Source organism: Brevundimonas sp. (assembly GCF_046295075.1).
Lineage (GTDB): Bacteria > Pseudomonadota > Alphaproteobacteria > Caulobacterales > Caulobacteraceae > Brevundimonas.
The window spans coordinates 1-16,915 of record NZ_JBKBOC010000021.1; the positions used below are offsets into that span (position 1 = coordinate 1).

A 16,915-nucleotide genomic window follows, 5' to 3' on the forward strand; every position below is an offset into this window, starting at 1 on the left:
GGTTCGCCTGGTCGATCGGCGTCTGGTCGATCTCCATCGCCCTGCATTCGGTGGCCGGCTCCATTGCGGCATTCAGCGTCTTCCGCGCCATGCTGGGGATCAGCGAGGCCGGCGCCTGGCCCGGCGCGGTCAAGGCCAACGCGGAATGGTTTCCGCCTCGGGAACGGGCCTTCGCCCAGGGCATCTTCAACGCGGGGGCCTCCATCGGGGCCATCATCTCTGCGCCGCTGATCGCCTTCCTCTTCCTGTCGCTGGGATGGAAGGGCACCTTCCTTTTGATCGGCGCCTTCGGCTTCGTCTGGGTCCTGCCGTGGCTGGTCATCTACCGGGCGGGGCCTGACCGCCACCCCTGGGTCAATGCTGCAGAACGCGCGCTTATTCTGGATGCGCCGGAAGAGACGGGGCAGGCTGCGGCGGCCGCCTATACGCCCACCCTCAAACAGATGATGTCGCACCGCCAGTCCTGGGGCATCGTCATCTCGCGCTTCTTCCTGGACCCGATCTGGTGGTTGTTCGTCTCCTGGCTGCCGATCTATCTGGCGGAAACCTTCGCCTTCGATATCAAGCAGATCGGGATCTTCGCCTGGGTGCCGTTCGTCGGCGCCATGTTCGGCAGCCTGTTCGGCGGATGGCTTTCAGGAAGACTCATCGGTTCCGGCTGGAGCATCGACCGCGCCCGTAAGTGGACGATCACCCTGGGCTGCGTGATCATGGGGCCCGCGCTGCTCGGCGCGGTCCTGGCTTCTGATCCGACCGTGGCGGTGCTCACCATCGCCGGCGTCCTGTTCGGGTTTCAGATCGCCATCGGCAATATCCAGACCCTTCCCGGCGATGTTTTCCACGGCAAATCTGTGGGGTCTCTGGCGGGCATCGGCGGCATGGCGGCGGTCGCCGGCACCTTGATCACCACCTGGCTCGTGCCCGTCATGACCAAGGTCTCCTACGCCCCGATTTTCATCCTGGTGGCGGCGCTCGTGCCGCTGTCGCTGGCGGCGATCTGGTTCGTCACCGGCCGGATCGAAAAGGTCGATGGACCGGCCGCCCCGGTTGTCGGCGACCAATCCTGACGCCCACCAGAGCTGACTTTTCAACCTCCCCCCGTTCCAAAGGACAAGACAACCATGACCCTGAACAACAAGGTGGCCATCGTCACCGGCGGCGGCCGCGATATCGGCCGCGCGGTCTCGCTGAAGCTTGCCGCCGAAGGCGCCAAGGTCTGCATCAACTACGCCAATGATTCCGCGAGCGCCGAAGAGACACTGCGCCTGATCGAGGCCGCTGGCGGCACGGCGATCGTTCACAAGGCTGACGTGACCGACGCGACGGCGGTCGACGGCCTGGTCGCCGCCACCCAAGCCGCCTTCGGCGCCAGGATCGACATTCTGATCAACACGGCCGGCGGCATGGTCGCGCGCAAACCGCTCGCGGATATCGACGAGGCCTTCTTCCACACCGTCATGAACCTGAACATGACCTCGGTCTTCCTGACCACGCGGGCGGTCGTGCCGCACATGGGCGAGGGCGCCGCCATCGTGAACTTCGCGTCGTTGGCCGGGCGCGACGGCGGCGGACCGGGCGCCGCGATTTACGCGACCTCGAAGGCGGCCGTCATGACCTTTACCCGCGCCATGGCCAAGGAGCTGGGGCCCAAGGGCATCCGCGTGAACGCGCTGTGCTGCGGCATGATCTCGACGCGATTCCACGACGACTTCACCAAGCCCGAGGTGCGCGCGGCGGTGGCCGGAAGCGTTCCGCTTCGCCGCGAAGGTCGTCCGCAGGAGGCCGCCGAGACCGCGGTCTTCCTGGCCTCGGACGCGGCCGGTTACATCACCGGCGCCAACATCGATGTGAACGGCGGCGCGTCGTTCTCCTGACGCGCCCTTCTGGAGGGGACCTATGCTGAAACATCTGTTTGCGAGCGTCTGCGCCGCCGCCGCCCTGACGGCGGCGGGGGGCGCGGCGGCCGAGGTCTGGGTTCCCCTGTGGACCGCATCGCCCGCTCCGGATCGCCGGGACGGCACACCGGAAGCTCCGCTTCAGTTCAATGCAGAAACGGTGCGCCAGGACATGCGGCTCGGCGCCTCTGCAGAGGCGCTGCGGTTCCGGATCAGCAATGAACTGGGGGATGCGCCCCTGCATGTGTCCCGCCTCGCCGTCCGAAAGGTTGGGCAGGGTGGAGGCGCGCTTCCGGTTCTGTTCAACGGTCGGTCCGACATCGTCGTCCCCGTCGGGGCGGCGCTGATCAGCGATCCGGTGGCTCTGGCCGTTCCGGCCTTCGCCGACGTGGCGTTGAGCCTGTATTTCCCCGAGGCGACGCGGCCGGCCGTCAGACGTACGCCGGTCCGGGTCGTCGCCGGCCTTGCCGACGTGGACGATGAGGCCCGGCTGACCCGTCGTCAGAACGTGGTCTCCGCCGTCTACGGAGCGCGGGAGGCGGCGCCGACCATCGTCGTTGCGCTCGGCGATTCCATCACCGAAGGCGCGACCGCCACCCTCGGGGCTCATCTCGAATGGACGTCGGTCCTGGCGCGACGCTTCGAGGAGACCTGTCCGGGACAGGTCGTGGTGCTCAACCAGGGCATCAGCGGCAACCGCCTCATGGACCATGGCCGCAGCCACAGCGCGCTGGCGCGGCTCGACCGGGATGTTCTCGCTCAGCCCGAGGTCGATTTCGTCATCCTGCTCGAAGGCATCAATGACATCCGCCACAGCGGCGCCCCCCTGATGCGCCCCGGACGAGACGCTGCGGACATGGAGCTCGGTTATCGGCAGATCGTGGCGCGACTGCATGAACACGGGATCAAGGTCGTCGGCGGCAGCCTGACGCCGTTCGAAGGGTCGGAACGCTACGAGCCCCTCTCCGAGGCGACACGCCAGTCCCTGAACCGTTTCATCCGAACCGGCGGCGTGTTCGACGCCGTCATCGACTTCGACGCCGCCGTGCGTGATCCGGCAAAGCCGGAACGCTTTCGGGCAGACGCCAGTCGCGACGACCGGCTGCATCCCAATGACGCAGGCTATGCCCTGATGGCCGAGGCGGTGGATTTGTCGATCTTCGGGTGCGGGCCAAAATGAATGAGCCGATCCAGACCTGGCCCATTCTTCCCACCCAGGGCCGGCGATAGGATTGTCTGGCCCTCGGAGAAATGATGCTCAGTTTCGGTCACCTGGGCGCCAAGCTCTGCCTTGCACGCGCGTAGTCGCGCAGTTGGCGGTTCTGGAGATAAAGCTTGCCGGCCTCGTAGCAGCCCGCAGTCATTATGCCGGCCGCACAGGACATGTCGTTGTGATCGAGCGCGCCCCGCAGATCATCGCCACGCAGCGCTCGCGACGTCTCAGCCTGCGCCTGACTATTACAGCAGCTGGCCTTGGCCGGGCGTCGTCGCGGTCTCATCCGCCAGCACGCCGCGCCGGCGCAACTCGGTCATCGCGGTGAAGGCGATGTCGGCATCCCGACCCGATCTCATCATCTCAAGCGCCTCTACATCAAGTGTGCTCCATGCCTTGCCGCGTTCAGCGCCGGCGGGCACGCGCGGCAGAAGGCCGGGCTCGCGGCTCCACGCCAGTAACTGCTCAACCGTCGTCTGGTTCAGCATGTCGCGCAGGTGATGGGCGGTGACATAGGCGTCGGGCAGGGCGCGGTGGGCCGGCAGACCCAGCTCATGCACCAGGCCTTCGGGTCGTCGCAGATAGCGCAGCATCTGGTTGGAGAAGCGGGGCAGGTCGGGCCAGAGCCGCAGGGCGCATTTCCAGGTGCAGATCCAGTCCGCGCCCCCTGACAGGGCGGCAGTGCAATACCGTTGCTCGAACGCCGCGCGGTGGGCGGCCAGGGCGATCACGCCGTCGTCGGGGCGAAGGATCGGCGGCGCGACCGCCCTCCAGTAGCCCGCGCCCTGGACCCAGGCGTCCTGGATGTGATGGATGGCCATGGTGTCCGGCGAGATGGGGCGGCCCGGATCGACGAAGCGCGCGCCGCGCGTCTCGTCTAGGCGCCAGACCCCCGACGCCTCCCTCACCACGTCCTGCCAGCCGATCTCGCATACGTCCTGAGGGCCGTTGCCGGCGGTTTCCAGGTCGATGACGCGGATGCGTGGCGGCAGGCCGGCATCGGGGTGGGAAGCGGCGTCGATGTCGGTCAGGGCGTCCTCTGTGCGCAGCTCAGGGACGGTAACGCGTCACGCCCGCGATTTGGTCCCGCCGAGGAGGAGGGCGGCCCTTGGAGCTGTCAGTTGGGCATGTGAGCCGGGCCGTCAGGCATGACCGCCATCACCGCCCAGGCGCCGACCAGCAGCACGGGCGAGGCGATCAGCGCCCGCCGACAGCGGTGCGCCAGATAGAGGGCTTCGCCGATCACGATCGACACCAGCATTTGCGTTTCCCCCGAAACGATAAGCGACACTTGTATGACGCCGCCGGTCAGTGCGCGCCTTACTCGAATTGTTTGTGGCGCGCCGGATGCGCGTTCGCTGGATCTGGGCCGTGGAATGGGCGATCTCGAAGTCATGGGATTTGTCGCGCGCCTGTTCCGTCTGCATTTCTCCCTTTGGCTGGGGCTGCTGGTGCTGGCGGCGGTGGCGGCGCTGACGCCGGCGGGCTTCGGCTGGCCGCTCAGGCTGGCGGCGGGCTGGGACGCGGGTGTCGCGGCCTTTCTGATCGTTACCTTCTACCATGTGTTCAGGGCGCGCTCTCAGGACGCGATCCGGCGCCGTGCGGCCGAACTGGATCAGGCGGGGGCCCTGGTCTTGCCGCTCAGCATGGCGGCGGCCGTCGCCAGTGTCGTGGTGCTGGTCCTGGCCATGGTGGCGAGCGGCGGAAAGCCGACTGTGGGGCAGGCGGTCTTTTCTGTCGGCACGGTGGGGCTGTCGTGGCTGTATGTGCACATCATCTTCGCCCTGCACTACGCCCACGGCTTCTATGCCCCGCGCGAGCACGGCCAAGGCGATCAGGGCAGGGGCGATCAGGGCGGCTTGATGTTTCCCGGCGAGGAGGAGCCCGACTACTGGGACTTCCTGCACTTCGGCCTGATCATCGGGGCGGCGAACCAGACGGCCGACATCCAGATTTCCAGCCGCAAGCTGCGCGGCCTGGCGACCCTGCACAGTCTGGTGGCCTGGTTCTTCAACGCCGTCATCCTGGCGTTGACGGTCAATCTGGCGGCGACGCTGTTCTGAGGCGTCGCCGCCGTTTCGATCAGAGATCGACGGGTCGGCCGGACTCTTCTTCTTCGAGCGTGACGGCGACATCGGCGTTGGCCGACAGGCGCACCTTGTCGCCCTCGACGCCGGCGACGAAGCCGTTCTCGATATAGTGGTGGTGGTCGGCGTGGGCGCCGGTGTTCTCGCGGCGGGTCAGCTTGATCCGGTCGCTCTCGACCCGGTCCACGACGCCGACGTGAACGCCGTCGGCCCCGATGACCTCCATGCCTTCCTTGATCTCACTCATCGCCGTCTCTCCTGGTTGAAAATAACAACAGGACAGGAGCCCGTCGGACAGGATTCCGTTCCCGTTGCGGTTGGACGGTCCGCCGTTTGCGTTTTACAGGCGGCAGGGACGGGCATTGGGTGCATTATCGCGCCGCAAGACCGGCTCAGCGCACCGGCTGAGGATTGCAGGCGACAGGGATGCCGTTGACTTGATCGAACAGTATGGATGGTCCGACGCCTGGGCGACGGCCTTTGCCCCTCAGGCCCAGGCTGGTCACGCGCCTGGCCGCGTCGTTCTCCAGCATCGCAACGGCTATGTGGTCGCCACGAACGAGGGCGAACTTCAGGCCAAGGCGTCCGGCCGCCTGCGTCACGAGGCCCAGGAGGTCGACCATCCCGCTGTCGGCGACTGGGTCGCGCTGTCGCTGAACCTGCAGGACCGCACCGCCACCATCCATGCCGTCCTGCGGCGCCGTACCGCCTTCGTGCGCCGGGCGGCCGACAGCGTGCGGCGGGTGCAAATCCTGGCCGCCAATATCGACGTGGCCTTCGTCGTCACCTCGATGAATGCGGATCTGAACCCGCGCCGGATCCAGCGGTTTCTGGCCGCCGCGTGGGAGAGCGGGGCGCGGCCTGTGCTCGTGCTGACGAAATCGGATCTCAGCGCCGATCCTCAAGCCGAGGCCGCTCAGGTCGCGGCGCTGGAGACGGGGTGTCCGGTCCTGATGGTCTCGGCCCGCGAAGGCGTCGGCCTGGACGCGCTGCGCCTTCAGGTGAAGCCGGGCGAGACCTGCGTGCTGATCGGCTCGTCCGGCGTGGGCAAGTCCACCCTGGTCAACGCCTTCCTGAACGAAGACCGGATGGCGACCCAGGCGATCCGCGCGTCCGACGATCAGGGGCGTCACACCACCAGTCACCGTCAACTGATCCCCCTGCCGGGCGGGGGGCTGATCATCGACACGCCGGGGATTCGCGAAGTGGGCCTGATCGACGCCGAAGAGGGCGTGGGGGCGGTGTTCGACGACATCGAGCGCCTGATGCAGGAATGCCGCTTCACCAACTGCAGCCATACGAACGAGCCGGGCTGCGCCGTGCAGGCGGGCCTGGCGGACGGGACGCTGGAGGCCTCGCGGTGGGCGCACTTCCAGAAGCTGACGCTCGAACTGTCGGAGGCGGGGGACAAGGCGGAACGGGTCGCCAAGGCCGCCGAACGACGGCGGCTGGGCGGGCTTCAGAAGGTCTATCGCGCGACCAAGCGCAACGATCGGGGCGGCGCGGATTGATCCGGGCTTTCCCGTTCGCTTTTTCGACCTGTTCGACCTCTAAGAATTTAGGCCTGTCGCGCCGCCAAACAGGCTAGGTGAGCGACTTAGACTCAAGAAAGAACATCATGTCCGCATTCACCATCGTCACCACCAGCGCCGTCCAGGGCAGCGAGGCCGCAGAGGTCAACACGCTGACGGACGACTTTTCCGACGCCAGCGAGGCCGTCGGCTATGCGCGCCGCATGGCCGACGAGATGATCGACATGGCCGCTCAGCTGCTGCTGGATTTCGATTACAGCAATGTCGGCGTCTATGAAGGCGACCTGCTGGACGAGGACGTCACCCCGGACCATCCCGCCCTGATCGGCGTGTGGGTGCTGGACGAAGAAGGCTCAGCCTTCGTGCCCGCCGAAGAGTTCCGGCAAGGGTCGACCGAAGTCGAGAACTGATCGGCGACGATCGCGGCGGGAGGCTCGGATCGAGCCGCCTGCCGCGTCTGCCATCGGACGAAGCGCGCATTCATTTGCGAGCCAAATCGCCGCTGCGTTGCATCATCAATGTGAGGGAAGGTGGCCGTCCCTCCAAACACCTTGCGGTGTTTGGAGGTGACGATGGTGGAGCTTAGCGGAGTCGAACCGCTGACCTCTTGCATGCCATGCAAGCGCTCTACCAACTGAGCTAAAGCCCCGGACCTGTCGGTCTGGTTCGCCCGGTTCATCTTGCGATGGCCCCCGGCGAGGCGGCGGAAACTATGTCAGGGCTTTTCTACGATCAAGCCCGTTTCGAGATTTATTTTCACCGCGTTCCCGGAGGTGAAAATACGCAGATTTTTCAAACCAAAGTGGCTGGAAAAGCCTGCTGTCCCGCCGCGCTTCCCTAGCGGGAAATGCGGCGGGTGCAACAAGAATCTGAGCCCAGGCACACAAAGCGTGGGAGGCCCGTCAAATCGGGCCTCAAGTAGCGCGAAGCGCGGTAGGCCCCAGAAAGATTAGTCGTCGTCGCGCGACGGCTTGGCGATCTCGTCGTCGATCGAGTCATCGTCGTCGTCTTCGATGAACGGCACGGAGTCGTCATCGTCGTCGGCCAGATCGTCGTCGCCGTCGGTCGCGCCCATGCCGGCTTCTTCCGAAGCATCGGCGGGAACGTCCTCGTCCTCGTCGTCCGGCGTCAGGATGGGCTCGTGGCCTTCCTCGTCGATCTCGGGCGTCTTGACGTCTTCTTCCTCGTCCTCGTCGCCGTCGACCTTCTTGTCCTTGACCTGGTCTTCAGCCTCGTCGTCGGCCGGATAGCCGGGGCGAGCGCGGCGGCTGCGCAGCTTCAGCGCTTCTTCCGGATCGAATTCCGTCGCGCATTTGGGGCAGTGGGCGGGTCTACGGTTCAGGTCGTAGAATTTCGCCTGGCAGTTGGGGCAGACCTGCTTGGCGCCCAGTTCTGGATTGGCCACGTGAGGACACTTTCAACGGGTTGAATTCGGGGCGGTCCCTTGCCACCCCTTGGACCCGCTGTCAAAAGCCATCTTTCGCGCCGCCCGCGCGGCCGTTTCGACAATACAGCCTGAAGCGGGTGAATATGCCTTCCCAACTGACCGCACGACGTTCGTCCGCCCTGACCGGAAAGGTCCGCGCGCCCGGCGATAAATCCATGTCGCACCGGTCGATGATCCTGGGCGGAATGGCGTCGGGCGTGACTGAGGTCGAAGGTCTGCTGGAAGGCGACGACGTTCTGGCCACCGCGCGCGCTGTCGAGGCGTTTGGCGCCAAGGTCGAGCGGACGGGCGACGGCAAGTGGCGGATCGAGGGCGCGGGCGGCTTCACGACGCCAGTGTCGGTGATCGACTGCGGCAACGCCGGGACCGGGGTTCGCCTGCTGATGGGGGCGGCGGCGGGTTATCCGCTGACGGCGACCTTCGACGGCGACGGCTCGCTGAGGAAACGGCCGATGAAGCGCGTGACCGGACCGCTGGCCGATATGGGCGCGGCGTTCGATTGGCAGGCGGCCGAGGATCGTTTGCCCGTGGCCCTGACCGGCGGAACGCTGAAGGCCATCGCCTACGTGCAGACGGTGGCCTCGGCCCAGGTGAAGTCGGCCATCCTGCTGGCCGGGCTGAACGCCGAGGGCGTCACCTCGGTGGTCGAGCCGGAAAAGAGCCGCGACCATACCGAGCGGATGCTGCGGGCCTTCGGCGCCGAGGTCGGCGTGGAAGAGATGGGCGAGGGCTGGAAGGTGACGCTGAAGGGTGGTCAGCCGCTGACCGGAACCTTCGTCGCCGTGCCGGGCGATCCGTCCTCGGCGGCCTTCCCCCTGGCGGCGGGGCTGATCGTGCCGGGGTCGGAGGTCACGGTCGAAGGCGTGATGCTTAATACGCTGCGCACCGGCCTGTTCGACACCTGGATCGAGATGGGCGCGAACCTGACGATCACCAACCGGCGCGAGGCCGGCGGCGAAGATGTCGGCGACATCACCGCCCGGCATTCGACGCTGAAGGGCGTGGTGGTGCCCGAGGCGCGCGCCGCCTCGATGATCGACGAATATCCGATCCTTGCGGCGACGGCGGCATTCGCCGACGGTGTCACCGTCATGCGCGGCGTGGGCGAGATGCGGGTCAAGGAAAGCGACCGGATCTCGCTGATGGTCGAGGGGCTGCGCGCCTGCGGCGTCCAGGTCGAGGAGGAGCCGGAGGGCTTCATCGTCACGGGAGGGCCGGTGCGGGGCGGCGGTCTGGTTCACACCGCCCACGACCACCGCATCGCCATGAGCCATTTGGTCCTGGGCCTGGCCGCCGATCAGCCGGTGTCCGTCGACGAGCCTGGCATGATCGCCACCAGCTTCCCCGGCTTCGTCGAGATGATGAACGGGCTGGGCGGGCGGATCGCTTGAAGCCGACGCGCGACGTCTTCTATCGCGGCGTTGCGGTCCTCGCGCTTCTGACCTGTCTGGGCGGGGCCGGCTGGACGGCCTGGACCGTGTGGCAGGGGATGATGACCGGCAGCGTGAGGGGCAGACACGGCGCCGTCCATCTGAGGGCGGAAGGTGATTTCTTCTTTTATTCGACAGTGACGCTGAACGGCGTCGCCTGTCTGGTTTGGTTGGGCCTGGCGGCGTTCGCGGTCGTCGTCCTGGCGCGCTGGAACGACTGGACGTGAGCCGGTTGGCGGCTTTCAACTGAACGCCTGCGGCTGGATTGGTTGGGCGATCCTCGCTATCAGGTTCGCCCTCCCGTGCGTTCGGGACCAAGATTGAAAGCGCCACGCGCTGCGGAGACCTGCTTGACCCTGATCATCGCCGTTGACGGACCGGCCGCCTCTGGCAAGGGGACCATCGCTGCGCGCCTGGCCCAGACCTATGGACTGCCGCATCTGGATACGGGGCTGCTGTACCGGGCCGTGGGGATGAGGGTGCTGGAGGACGGCGGGTCGCTGGAGGACGAGGCGGCGGCGACCGAGGCGGCGCGTGGGCTGGATGCGGCCGGTCTGTCGGACGATGCGCGACTGACGACCGGCGAGGCGGGCGAGGCGGCCAGCCGGGTCGCCAGCTTTGCCGGCGTGCGTGCGGCCTTGCTGGAACTGCAGCAGGCGTTTGCGGCTCAGGCGGGCGGGGCGGTGCTGGACGGGCGCGACATCGGCACGGTGATCGCGCCGGGCGCCCAGGCCAAGCTGTTCGTCACCGCGACGCCCGAGGTTCGTGCGACGCGACGTTGGAAGCAGTTGACGGCGCGGGGGGGCGACATCGCCTTCGAGGACATGCTGGCCGATATTCAGCGCCGGGACGAGCGCGACGCGGGGCGCGGCGCGGCCCCCATGGTCCAGGCCGACGACGCGGTCTTGCTGGATACGACCGATATGGGTATAGAGGCGGCCTTCGATGCGGCCCGCCGTATCGTCGAGGCGGCGCGCGCGAAACACGGTCTTTAGACCCTCTATCGCAAATCCAACGCTCCCATCCTCGGCTTCCGCGGGCGTTTTGATCGTTCTGAACGGCCTCGCATCCTGACGACCTGCCTATCTTTTCCTCTCGCCTCGGCGCAGCGCTTTGCTGTGTGAGGGGCGTCAACCTCGCGCGGGGCCGTTCGGTCGCGCGCCACAGCCCTACCGGAAACACCAGAGCTTCATGTCTGATACTCTCAATCCCACACGCGACGACTTCTCGGCGCTGCTCGACGAACAGCTTCAGGGTCGCGACTTCGGCGAAGGCCAGGTCGTTCACGGTCGCGTCGTCGGCATCGAAAAAGATATCGTCATCATCGACGTCGGTCTGAAGACCGAAGGCCGCATCGCCATGCGCGAGTTCGGCCAAGGCGACGACGGCGCCCTGCCCAAGGTCGGCGACAACGTCGAGGTTTACCTGGAGCGCGTCGAGAACGCCCTGGGCGAAGCCGTCATCAGCCGCGACAAGGCTCGCCGCGAAGAAGCCTGGACCCGTCTGGAAGTCGTGTTCGCCGAAGGTCAGCCGGTCAACGGCGCCATCGTCGGTCGCGTCAAGGGCGGCTTCACCGTCGACCTGGGCGGCGCCTCGGCCTTCCTGCCCGGTTCGCAAGTCGACATCCGTCCGGTCCGCGACGTCGGTCCGCTGATGGGCAAGGAACAGCCCTTCGCCATCCTGAAGATGGACCGTCCGCGCGGCAATATCGTCGTGTCGCGTCGCGCCATCCTGGAAGAAGCCCGCGCCGAACAGCGCACGGAGCTGGTCGGTCAGCTGGCCGAGGGTGAAGTCCGCGAAGGCGTCGTCAAGAACATCACCGACTACGGTGCGTTCGTCGACCTGGGCGGCATCGACGGCCTGCTGCACGTCACCGACATGTCGTGGAAGCGCGTCTCGCACCCGTCGCAGGTTCTCGCCGTCGGCGACACCGTCAAGGTCCAGATCGTCAAGATCAACCCGGACACCCAGCGTATCTCGCTGGGCATGAAGCAACTGCAGTCGGACCCCTGGGACGGCGTGGAAGCCAAATATCCGGTCGGCGCCAAATACACGGGCCGCATCACCAACATCACCGATTACGGCGCCTTCGTGGAGCTGGAAGCCGGTGTCGAGGGCCTGGTGCACGTCTCGGAAATGTCCTGGACCAAGAAGAACGTCCACCCCGGCAAGATCGTCTCGACCTCTCAGGAAGTCGACGTCGTGGTTCTGGATGTCGACGCCTCCAAGCGCCGCATCTCGCTGGGCCTGAAGCAGGCTCAGGACAATCCGTGGGACGCCTTCGTCGCCAACAACCCGATCGGCTCGACCGTCGAGGGCGAAGTCAAGAACGCCACCGAGTTCGGCCTGTTCATCGGCCTGGACAACGACATCGACGGCATGGTGCACCTGTCCGACCTCGACTGGTCGGTGTCGGGTGAAGAAGCCATCCAGCGCTATCGCAAGGGCGAAATGGTCAAGGCCAAGGTCCTGGACGTCGACGTCGAGAAGGAACGCGTCTCGCTCGGCATCAAGCAGCTGGGCGGCGATCCGATCGGCGAGGGCGACACCTATCGTCGCGGCCAGCAGATCACCGTCACCGTCTCGTCGATCGAGTCGGGCGGCATCGAGGTCAAGTTCGGTGAAGACGATGCGCCGGTGACGGCCTTCGTCCGCAAGTCGGACCTGTCGCGTGATCGCAACGAGCAACGTCCGGAACGCTTCGCCGTCGGCGATCGCATCGACGCGATGATCACCGCCGTGGACAAGGCCTCGCGCCGCGTCTCGGTGTCGATCAAGGCGCTGGAAATGAAGGACGAACAGGAAGCCATCGAACAGTTCGGCTCGTCCGACTCCGGTGCTTCGCTGGGCGACATCCTGGGCGCCGCGCTGAAGAACGCCGGCACCAAGGACTAAACGCTCAAGCAGCAGAGCGCCGCGCGCTCTGCGGTAGCGTAAAAAGATGAGGGCGGCGGGAGCGATCCCGCCGCCTTTTTCTCTGTCTGGGACAGCCCTGTGTTCGCTGGCGGACATAATTCCTGCGAATGACGCGCATCATTGGCGGATAAGGGCTTTTTCGAGAGCCGGTCGAAGGTTAGGGTGCGGCTTCTGGATCGACGGCGGGCGAGACGGCCTGTCAAAACGCGCTGGCAGGGGCATCGATGATCAAGTCCGAACTGATCGAAAAGCTGGCGATGGAAAACACCCACCTGACCCACGCGGAGGTGGAGCGGTTGGTCAATGTCATCCTGGGCACCATGACCACGGCCCTGTCCGAGGGCGGCCGTGTCGAGCTGCGCGGTTTCGGCGCCCTTTCGGTCCGCTCGCGACCGGCGCGGGCGGGACGCAATCCCCGTACAGGCGAGGCCGTCGAGGTGCCGGCCAAGGCCGTGCCCTTCTTCAAGAGCGGCAAGGAACTGCGCGAGCGGTTGAACGCTTCCGGCGACGCGTGATCCTGCGCCACGCCTTCTGACCCTCCAAGGAAAGTCCCATGAGCCTGCTGTCTGAGTTTCGCGAGTTTGCGGTCAAGGGCAATGTCGTCGACCTGGCGGTCGGCGTCATCATCGGCGCGGCGTTCAACGGCATCGTCAAAAGCCTGGTCGATCAGGTGGTTATGCCGCCCATCGGCCTGGTGACCGGCGGCATCGACTTCTCCGAGCTTGAGTGGGTCTTGCGGGCTGAAAACCCGGCGACCGAGGCGATCGAGAAGGTGGCGATCCAGTACGGCGCCTTCCTGAACACGGTGATCCAGTTCCTGATCGTCGCCTGGGTGGTCTTCATGGTGGTCAAGGGGATCAACGTCCTGCGCCGTCAGGAAGCGGCCAAGCCCGATCCCGCGCCCTCGGCGCCGACGGCGACGGAATCCCTGCTGATCGAAATCCGCGACGAGCTGAAGGCCCGCCCCAAGGTCTGATCAGGCCTTTGAGACGCGGCCGCGCGCGGTTGCGTGCGCTGCGGACGCCCGGCTGAGCCGCGTCGGCGCCGGCGGAGTGCGCGAACAGATGCCGTAGTCGCCGTCGAACGGGGTCGGCGCCCAGGCCGAGGCCAGCGCCGGATCGTCGATGATGGCGTGGCAATGGCCCCAGCCGCCTTCGCGACGCGCCGTCGTCGCCAGGTCGCCCAGGGCCGCCAGCATCTGCGGCGTCACCATCTGCAACCGCACCTTGGCGGCGCCCATGTTTCGCGCGTTGTCGATCAGAGCCTGCGTCAGCACTTCGATCGCATCCTGCGCCGTCTCCAGCGCGACCAGGTCGATGATGTCCAGGCAGGGCGGCTCGATCAGGCTGGTCTTGGTCATCTGCGCCATGGCGGTTGCGACGATCCGACCCTCGCGCAAACAGGCCAGCAACATTGGCTTCAGCGTCAGGTCGGGATCCGCCATGCGCCAGCGCAGGGTCTCGGGGCTGCGATCCGCCAGCAGCCGATCCTCAGACGCCAACGTCCGCCAGAAGTCGGCATAGGGCGAGCTGTCCGACAGGTCTCGCAAAACGGTCACTTGCAGCGGCAGGGACGGGGCCGTCTGTCGAAACACCCGCCCATTCATCAACTGCTCGCCCAGTCGGGCCGCCGTCTTCGCCGAGGTGCGCCCCAGAAGGCTGCGCAGCACCCGACCCTGGGCGCAGGCCAGCCGGTCCGTCACCCAAGACAGCTTCAGCCCATGGGTTTCGGTCGGCCAGGGTTTGAGACCGAACAGGCCATACAGCGGCGCCGAACGCGCGTTGGCGTTGAAGGTATAGCGGGCGAACAGGCCCGGCTGTTTCAGGAAGGTGCGGATCAGCACGCGGCTGGCGCCCTTGCGGCTGGGCGGAACGATGATCGAGAAGCCGGTCGCCCCATACAGACGGCGTGACCCGTGCCGGAACCGCTGGACGAAGTTGCCGACCATGGCCACGGCCTCGTCCCGGTCGTCGGCGACCACCCAGCCCGCCGGGGTCCCGATGTCCTGACGCGCCGGATTGGCCTCCAGCCAGCGCCAGCCGGCCGGCGACCGCTCGGGCCAGCCCACGTCGCGGTGCAGCCGGTTCAGGGCCTCATGGTCGGATCCGACGATCGGTCGCACGGACATCGAGCGCTCCTTCCCATTATGAAACCGGCGGTCTCTCCTGGGTGTGAGACGTGCAGAATATGCGCCAATATATATCACTCAAGGTTGTGGCTGGCGATGCGTCTTCGCGGCACGCTGTCCCACAACGGCCTTAACACTTGTTCGGATTCGCCCGCTGTGCTGGGTATGCGCCTTTCGCGCGCCCGATAGCGGCGCGGCAGTTGGGAGTGAGCCGTTGAATATGACGGACATGGGGGGCGCGCGACTTACGCGCTGCGTTACGAAACTTCGACGTGGGGTGGCGGCATGAATATCGTCGTCGCCCTTGGACTGATCATCACATTCGCAACCGGCGTGCCGGTGCTGATGCAAATCCTCAAACACCATCCGCGCGGACTGATCATCCTGTTCTTCGCCGAGATGTGGGAGCGTTTCTCCTACTACGGCATGCGCGGCATCCTGATCTTCTTCCTGACGCAGCACTTCCTGTTCGACGACACGATGGCGGGGTCGACCTACGGCTCCTACACCTCGCTGGTCTATTTGCTGCCCCTGCTGGGCGGTATCATGGCCGACCGCTTCATCGGCACGCGCAAGGCCGTCGCTTTCGGCGCCCTGTTGCTGGTCGCCGGTCACGGCATGATGGCCTTCGAGGGCCGTCCCGCCACGGAAACCCTGACCTACGCCGGCCAGACCTATCAGATCGACGCCGAAGGGCGTGGCGCAGCCCGCGAAGTCGCGATCGTCATCGATGGCCAGAAGTACAGCTTCGAACCCGCCGAAAACGGCATCGCCATCCAGAACCTACCGGCGACCTCGACCCTGCCTGCCGTCATTCCGACCGCTGACTACAAGATCGAAACCACGCGCGACATGGCGGGCGTGAACGTCTTCTATCTGGCGATTTCGCTGATCATCATGGGGGTCGGCTTCCTGAAGCCGAACATCTCGACCATCGTCGGACAGCTTTATCCGCAGGGCGATCCTCGACGCGATTCCGGCTTCACCCTCTACTATTACGGCATCAATCTCGGGGCCTTCTGGGCCGCCGTGCTTTGCGGCCTTCTGGGACAGACCGTCGGCTGGTGGGCCGGCTTCGGCCTGGCAGGCATCGGCATGGCGCTGGGCTGGGTCGTCTTCATGCTCGGCAAGCCGCTGCTGCAAGGCAAGGGCGAGCCTCCTGCCGACGCCGATCTGAAGAAGCCTCTGCTGGGGCCGATCAACCGCGAATGGTCGATCTATCTGCTCAGCATCCTGGGCGTGGGCATCGTCTGGTTCATGGTCCAGCGTAATGCGCTGGTCGGCTGGGTTCTGGGCGCCGCGACCGTCGCCTCGCTGCTGTTCATCCTCTACGTGATCGTCAAGGTCTGCGAGAGCAAGGCGCAGCGCGAGCGGATGATGCTGGCGATGGTGCTGATCTTCGGATCGGTGGTCTTCTTCACCCTGTTCGAACAGGCCGGCACCTCGCTGAACCTGTTCGCCGATCGTAACGTGGACCTGAGCATCACGCCCCAGGCCTTCCAGTTCCTGGGCGTCACGGTGGGAACGCCGGCTCAGCTGGCCGCCGCTGGCATCACGCCGAGCGGCTTCTGGATCGACGCGACGATCACGGCCGCCCAGACCCAGTCGTTCAACGCCGGCTTCATTCTGATCTTCGCGCCCATCATGGCCGCGATCTGGGCCTTCCTGGCCAAGCGCAAGCTGGATCCCAATCCGACGATGAAGTTCGGCCTGGGTCTGCTTCAGGTCGGTCTGGGCTTCATGATCGTGGTGTGGGGTGCCGGCATGGCCAACTCGGCCTTCCAGATGCCGCTGCTGCTGCTGGGCCTGCTCTATCTGTTCCACACGACGGGCGAACTGTTCCTGTCGCCGGTAGGCCTGTCCGAGATCACCAAACTGTCGATGGCCAAGGTGGTCAGCTTCATGATGGCGGTCTGGTTCCTGGCCAGCTCCATCGCCCAATACGTCGGCGGCTGGATCGCCGGCCTGGCGGGCACAGAGACCGTGGGCGGCCAGGTTCTGAACCCCGGACTGGCGCTGCGGACCTCGCTTGAGGTGTTCAGCATGCTGGGACTTTGGGGCATGGGCATCGGCGTGGCCTTCATCGTCATCAGCTTCTTCATCAAGGGCTGGTCGCATGGGGCCAACGACGGCGACGATCATCCTGGACCGTCGTTGAGCGATCGGGGCCAGGAGGATGGCAACATCGCTGCGCCGCGGACCTCCACCGTCGGCTGATCCTCTGGGATCGACATGAAGAAGGGCGGCGTCCTCGCAGACGCCGCCCT

At 66.0% G+C, this 16,915-nt stretch carries 18 protein-coding genes and 1 tRNA gene; 13 read left to right on the forward strand and 6 right to left on the reverse strand.

Annotated elements, in window-relative coordinates:
- The 3 genes from ACK4MH_RS13970 to ACK4MH_RS13980 all read left to right on the forward strand — a co-directional run.
- Nucleotides 1-1,067: MFS transporter (locus tag ACK4MH_RS13970; protein WP_409719412.1), on the forward strand; the 1,067-nt coding region annotated here is incomplete at its 5' end.
- A gap of 54 nt (nucleotides 1,068-1,121) precedes the next feature.
- Nucleotides 1,122-1,874, forward strand: coding sequence for an SDR family NAD(P)-dependent oxidoreductase (locus tag ACK4MH_RS13975; RefSeq protein ID WP_409719414.1), 753 nt, complete (start codon nucleotides 1,122-1,124; stop codon nucleotides 1,872-1,874).
- A gap of 22 nt (nucleotides 1,875-1,896) precedes the next feature.
- Complete coding sequence (locus tag ACK4MH_RS13980; protein WP_409719416.1) at nucleotides 1,897-3,075, forward strand: SGNH/GDSL hydrolase family protein; 1,179 nt, start codon at nucleotides 1,897-1,899, stop codon at nucleotides 3,073-3,075.
- Nucleotides 3,076-3,353: 278 nt separating this feature from the next.
- On the opposite strand, the gene ACK4MH_RS13985 is transcribed toward ACK4MH_RS13980, so the two are convergent.
- Nucleotides 3,354-4,016 (reverse strand): DNA polymerase III subunit epsilon, encoded by a 663-nt coding sequence (locus ACK4MH_RS13985; protein WP_409719418.1) that lies wholly within the window; start codon nucleotides 4,014-4,016, stop codon nucleotides 3,354-3,356.
- A 209-nt stretch (nucleotides 4,017-4,225) separates the two neighbouring features.
- Nucleotides 4,226-4,369, reverse strand: coding sequence for a hypothetical protein (locus ACK4MH_RS13990; protein ID WP_409719420.1), 144 nt, complete (start codon nucleotides 4,367-4,369; stop codon nucleotides 4,226-4,228).
- Between the two features lie 115 nt (nucleotides 4,370-4,484).
- Here ACK4MH_RS13990 and ACK4MH_RS13995 point away from each other — a divergent pair, with 115 nt between their 5' ends.
- Nucleotides 4,485-5,171, forward strand: a complete 687-nt coding sequence (locus ACK4MH_RS13995) for a DUF1345 domain-containing protein (RefSeq protein ID WP_409719422.1) — start codon at nucleotides 4,485-4,487, stop codon at nucleotides 5,169-5,171.
- A 19-nt stretch (nucleotides 5,172-5,190) separates the two neighbouring features.
- Here ACK4MH_RS13995 and ACK4MH_RS14000 read toward each other — a convergent pair whose 3' ends face one another.
- Complete coding sequence (locus ACK4MH_RS14000) at nucleotides 5,191-5,442, reverse strand: DUF2171 domain-containing protein (protein ID WP_055805252.1); 252 nt, start codon at nucleotides 5,440-5,442, stop codon at nucleotides 5,191-5,193.
- Between the two features lie 190 nt (nucleotides 5,443-5,632).
- On the opposite strand from ACK4MH_RS14000, the gene rsgA reads away from it, so the two are divergent.
- Together rsgA and ACK4MH_RS14010 are read left to right on the forward strand one after the other, a co-directional pair.
- Nucleotides 5,633-6,706 carry a ribosome small subunit-dependent GTPase A gene (gene rsgA / locus ACK4MH_RS14005; RefSeq protein WP_409719425.1) on the forward strand — a complete coding sequence of 358 codons (1,074 nt, stop codon included), beginning with the start codon at nucleotides 5,633-5,635 and terminating at the stop codon, nucleotides 6,704-6,706.
- Nucleotides 6,707-6,813: 107 nt separating this feature from the next.
- Nucleotides 6,814-7,137: a hypothetical protein gene (locus tag ACK4MH_RS14010; protein WP_135193716.1), complete on the forward strand. Its 324-nt coding sequence runs from the start codon at nucleotides 6,814-6,816 to the stop codon at nucleotides 7,135-7,137.
- Between the two features lie 163 nt (nucleotides 7,138-7,300).
- Here the strand turns inward: ACK4MH_RS14010 and ACK4MH_RS14015 are convergent.
- Nucleotides 7,301-7,376, reverse strand: a tRNA-Ala gene (locus tag ACK4MH_RS14015).
- 300 nt (nucleotides 7,377-7,676) lie between these two features.
- Nucleotides 7,677-8,132: a TIGR02300 family protein gene (locus ACK4MH_RS14020; RefSeq protein WP_135193715.1), complete on the reverse strand. Its 456-nt coding sequence runs from the start codon at nucleotides 8,130-8,132 to the stop codon at nucleotides 7,677-7,679.
- Between the two features lie 125 nt (nucleotides 8,133-8,257).
- Between ACK4MH_RS14020 and aroA the strand changes: the two genes are divergently transcribed.
- The 6 genes from aroA to mscL all read left to right on the forward strand — a co-directional run bounded on the left by aroA (nucleotide 8,258) and on the right by mscL (nucleotide 13,496).
- A complete protein-coding gene (gene aroA / locus ACK4MH_RS14025) occupies nucleotides 8,258-9,565 on the forward strand; it encodes a 3-phosphoshikimate 1-carboxyvinyltransferase (RefSeq protein ID WP_409719428.1) in 1,308 nt (435 codons plus the stop codon).
- Nucleotides 9,562-9,831 carry a hypothetical protein gene (locus ACK4MH_RS14030; RefSeq protein ID WP_409719430.1) on the forward strand — a complete coding sequence of 90 codons (270 nt, stop codon included), beginning with the start codon at nucleotides 9,562-9,564 and terminating at the stop codon, nucleotides 9,829-9,831. Before aroA ends, ACK4MH_RS14030 begins: the two co-directional genes overlap by 4 nt.
- A 123-nt stretch (nucleotides 9,832-9,954) precedes the next feature.
- A complete protein-coding gene (gene cmk / locus ACK4MH_RS14035; protein WP_409719432.1) occupies nucleotides 9,955-10,599 on the forward strand; it encodes a (d)CMP kinase in 645 nt (214 codons plus the stop codon).
- Nucleotides 10,600-10,795: 196 nt separating this feature from the next.
- Entirely contained in the window at nucleotides 10,796-12,499 is a 1,704-nt protein-coding gene (rpsA, locus tag ACK4MH_RS14040; RefSeq protein WP_135193711.1) for a 30S ribosomal protein S1, read from the forward strand.
- Between the two features lie 245 nt (nucleotides 12,500-12,744).
- The gene (locus tag ACK4MH_RS14045) at nucleotides 12,745-13,035 is read left to right on the forward strand and encodes an integration host factor subunit beta (protein ID WP_135193710.1); all 291 of its coding nucleotides are present in this window, start codon (nucleotides 12,745-12,747) and stop codon (nucleotides 13,033-13,035) included.
- Nucleotides 13,036-13,073: 38 nt separating this feature from the next.
- Nucleotides 13,074-13,496: a large-conductance mechanosensitive channel protein MscL gene (gene mscL / locus ACK4MH_RS14050; protein ID WP_409719435.1), complete on the forward strand. Its 423-nt coding sequence runs from the start codon at nucleotides 13,074-13,076 to the stop codon at nucleotides 13,494-13,496.
- Here the strand turns inward: mscL and ACK4MH_RS14055 are convergent, their stop codons facing one another.
- On the reverse strand, nucleotides 13,497-14,648 hold the full coding sequence (locus tag ACK4MH_RS14055; RefSeq protein WP_409719437.1) for an N-acetyltransferase: 1,152 nt from the start codon (nucleotides 14,646-14,648) through the stop codon (nucleotides 13,497-13,499). It lies immediately after the preceding gene.
- A gap of 285 nt (nucleotides 14,649-14,933) precedes the next feature.
- On the opposite strand from ACK4MH_RS14055, the gene ACK4MH_RS14060 reads away from it, so the two are divergent.
- Nucleotides 14,934-16,865, forward strand: coding sequence for a peptide MFS transporter (locus ACK4MH_RS14060; protein ID WP_409719439.1), 1,932 nt, complete (start codon nucleotides 14,934-14,936; stop codon nucleotides 16,863-16,865).
- The last annotated feature ends 50 nt before the right edge of the window (nucleotides 16,866-16,915 follow it).

Excerpts from the sequence above, each read along its gene's own strand:
- ACK4MH_RS13975 (WP_409719414.1), top strand. The coding sequence starts at position 1,122 with ATGACCCTGAACAACAAGGTGGCCATCGTCACCGGCGGCGGCCGCGAT.
- ACK4MH_RS13980 (WP_409719416.1), top strand. The coding sequence starts at position 1,897 with ATGCTGAAACATCTGTTTGCGAGCGTCTGCGCCGCCGCCGCCCTGACG.
- ACK4MH_RS13990 (WP_409719420.1), bottom strand. The coding sequence starts at position 4,369 with ATGCTGGTGTCGATCGTGATCGGCGAAGCCCTCTATCTGGCGCACCGC.
- ACK4MH_RS13995 (WP_409719422.1), top strand. The coding sequence starts at position 4,485 with ATGGGCGATCTCGAAGTCATGGGATTTGTCGCGCGCCTGTTCCGTCTG.
- ACK4MH_RS14000 (WP_055805252.1), bottom strand. The coding sequence starts at position 5,442 with ATGAGTGAGATCAAGGAAGGCATGGAGGTCATCGGGGCCGACGGCGTT.
- ACK4MH_RS14010 (WP_135193716.1), top strand. The coding sequence starts at position 6,814 with ATGTCCGCATTCACCATCGTCACCACCAGCGCCGTCCAGGGCAGCGAG.
- aroA (WP_409719428.1), top strand. The coding sequence starts at position 8,258 with ATGCCTTCCCAACTGACCGCACGACGTTCGTCCGCCCTGACCGGAAAG.
- rpsA (WP_135193711.1), top strand. The coding sequence starts at position 10,796 with ATGTCTGATACTCTCAATCCCACACGCGACGACTTCTCGGCGCTGCTC.
- ACK4MH_RS14045 (WP_135193710.1), top strand. The coding sequence starts at position 12,745 with ATGATCAAGTCCGAACTGATCGAAAAGCTGGCGATGGAAAACACCCAC.
- mscL (WP_409719435.1), top strand. The coding sequence starts at position 13,074 with ATGAGCCTGCTGTCTGAGTTTCGCGAGTTTGCGGTCAAGGGCAATGTC.
- ACK4MH_RS14055 (WP_409719437.1), bottom strand. The coding sequence starts at position 14,648 with ATGTCCGTGCGACCGATCGTCGGATCCGACCATGAGGCCCTGAACCGG.
- ACK4MH_RS14060 (WP_409719439.1), top strand. The coding sequence starts at position 14,934 with ATGAATATCGTCGTCGCCCTTGGACTGATCATCACATTCGCAACCGGC.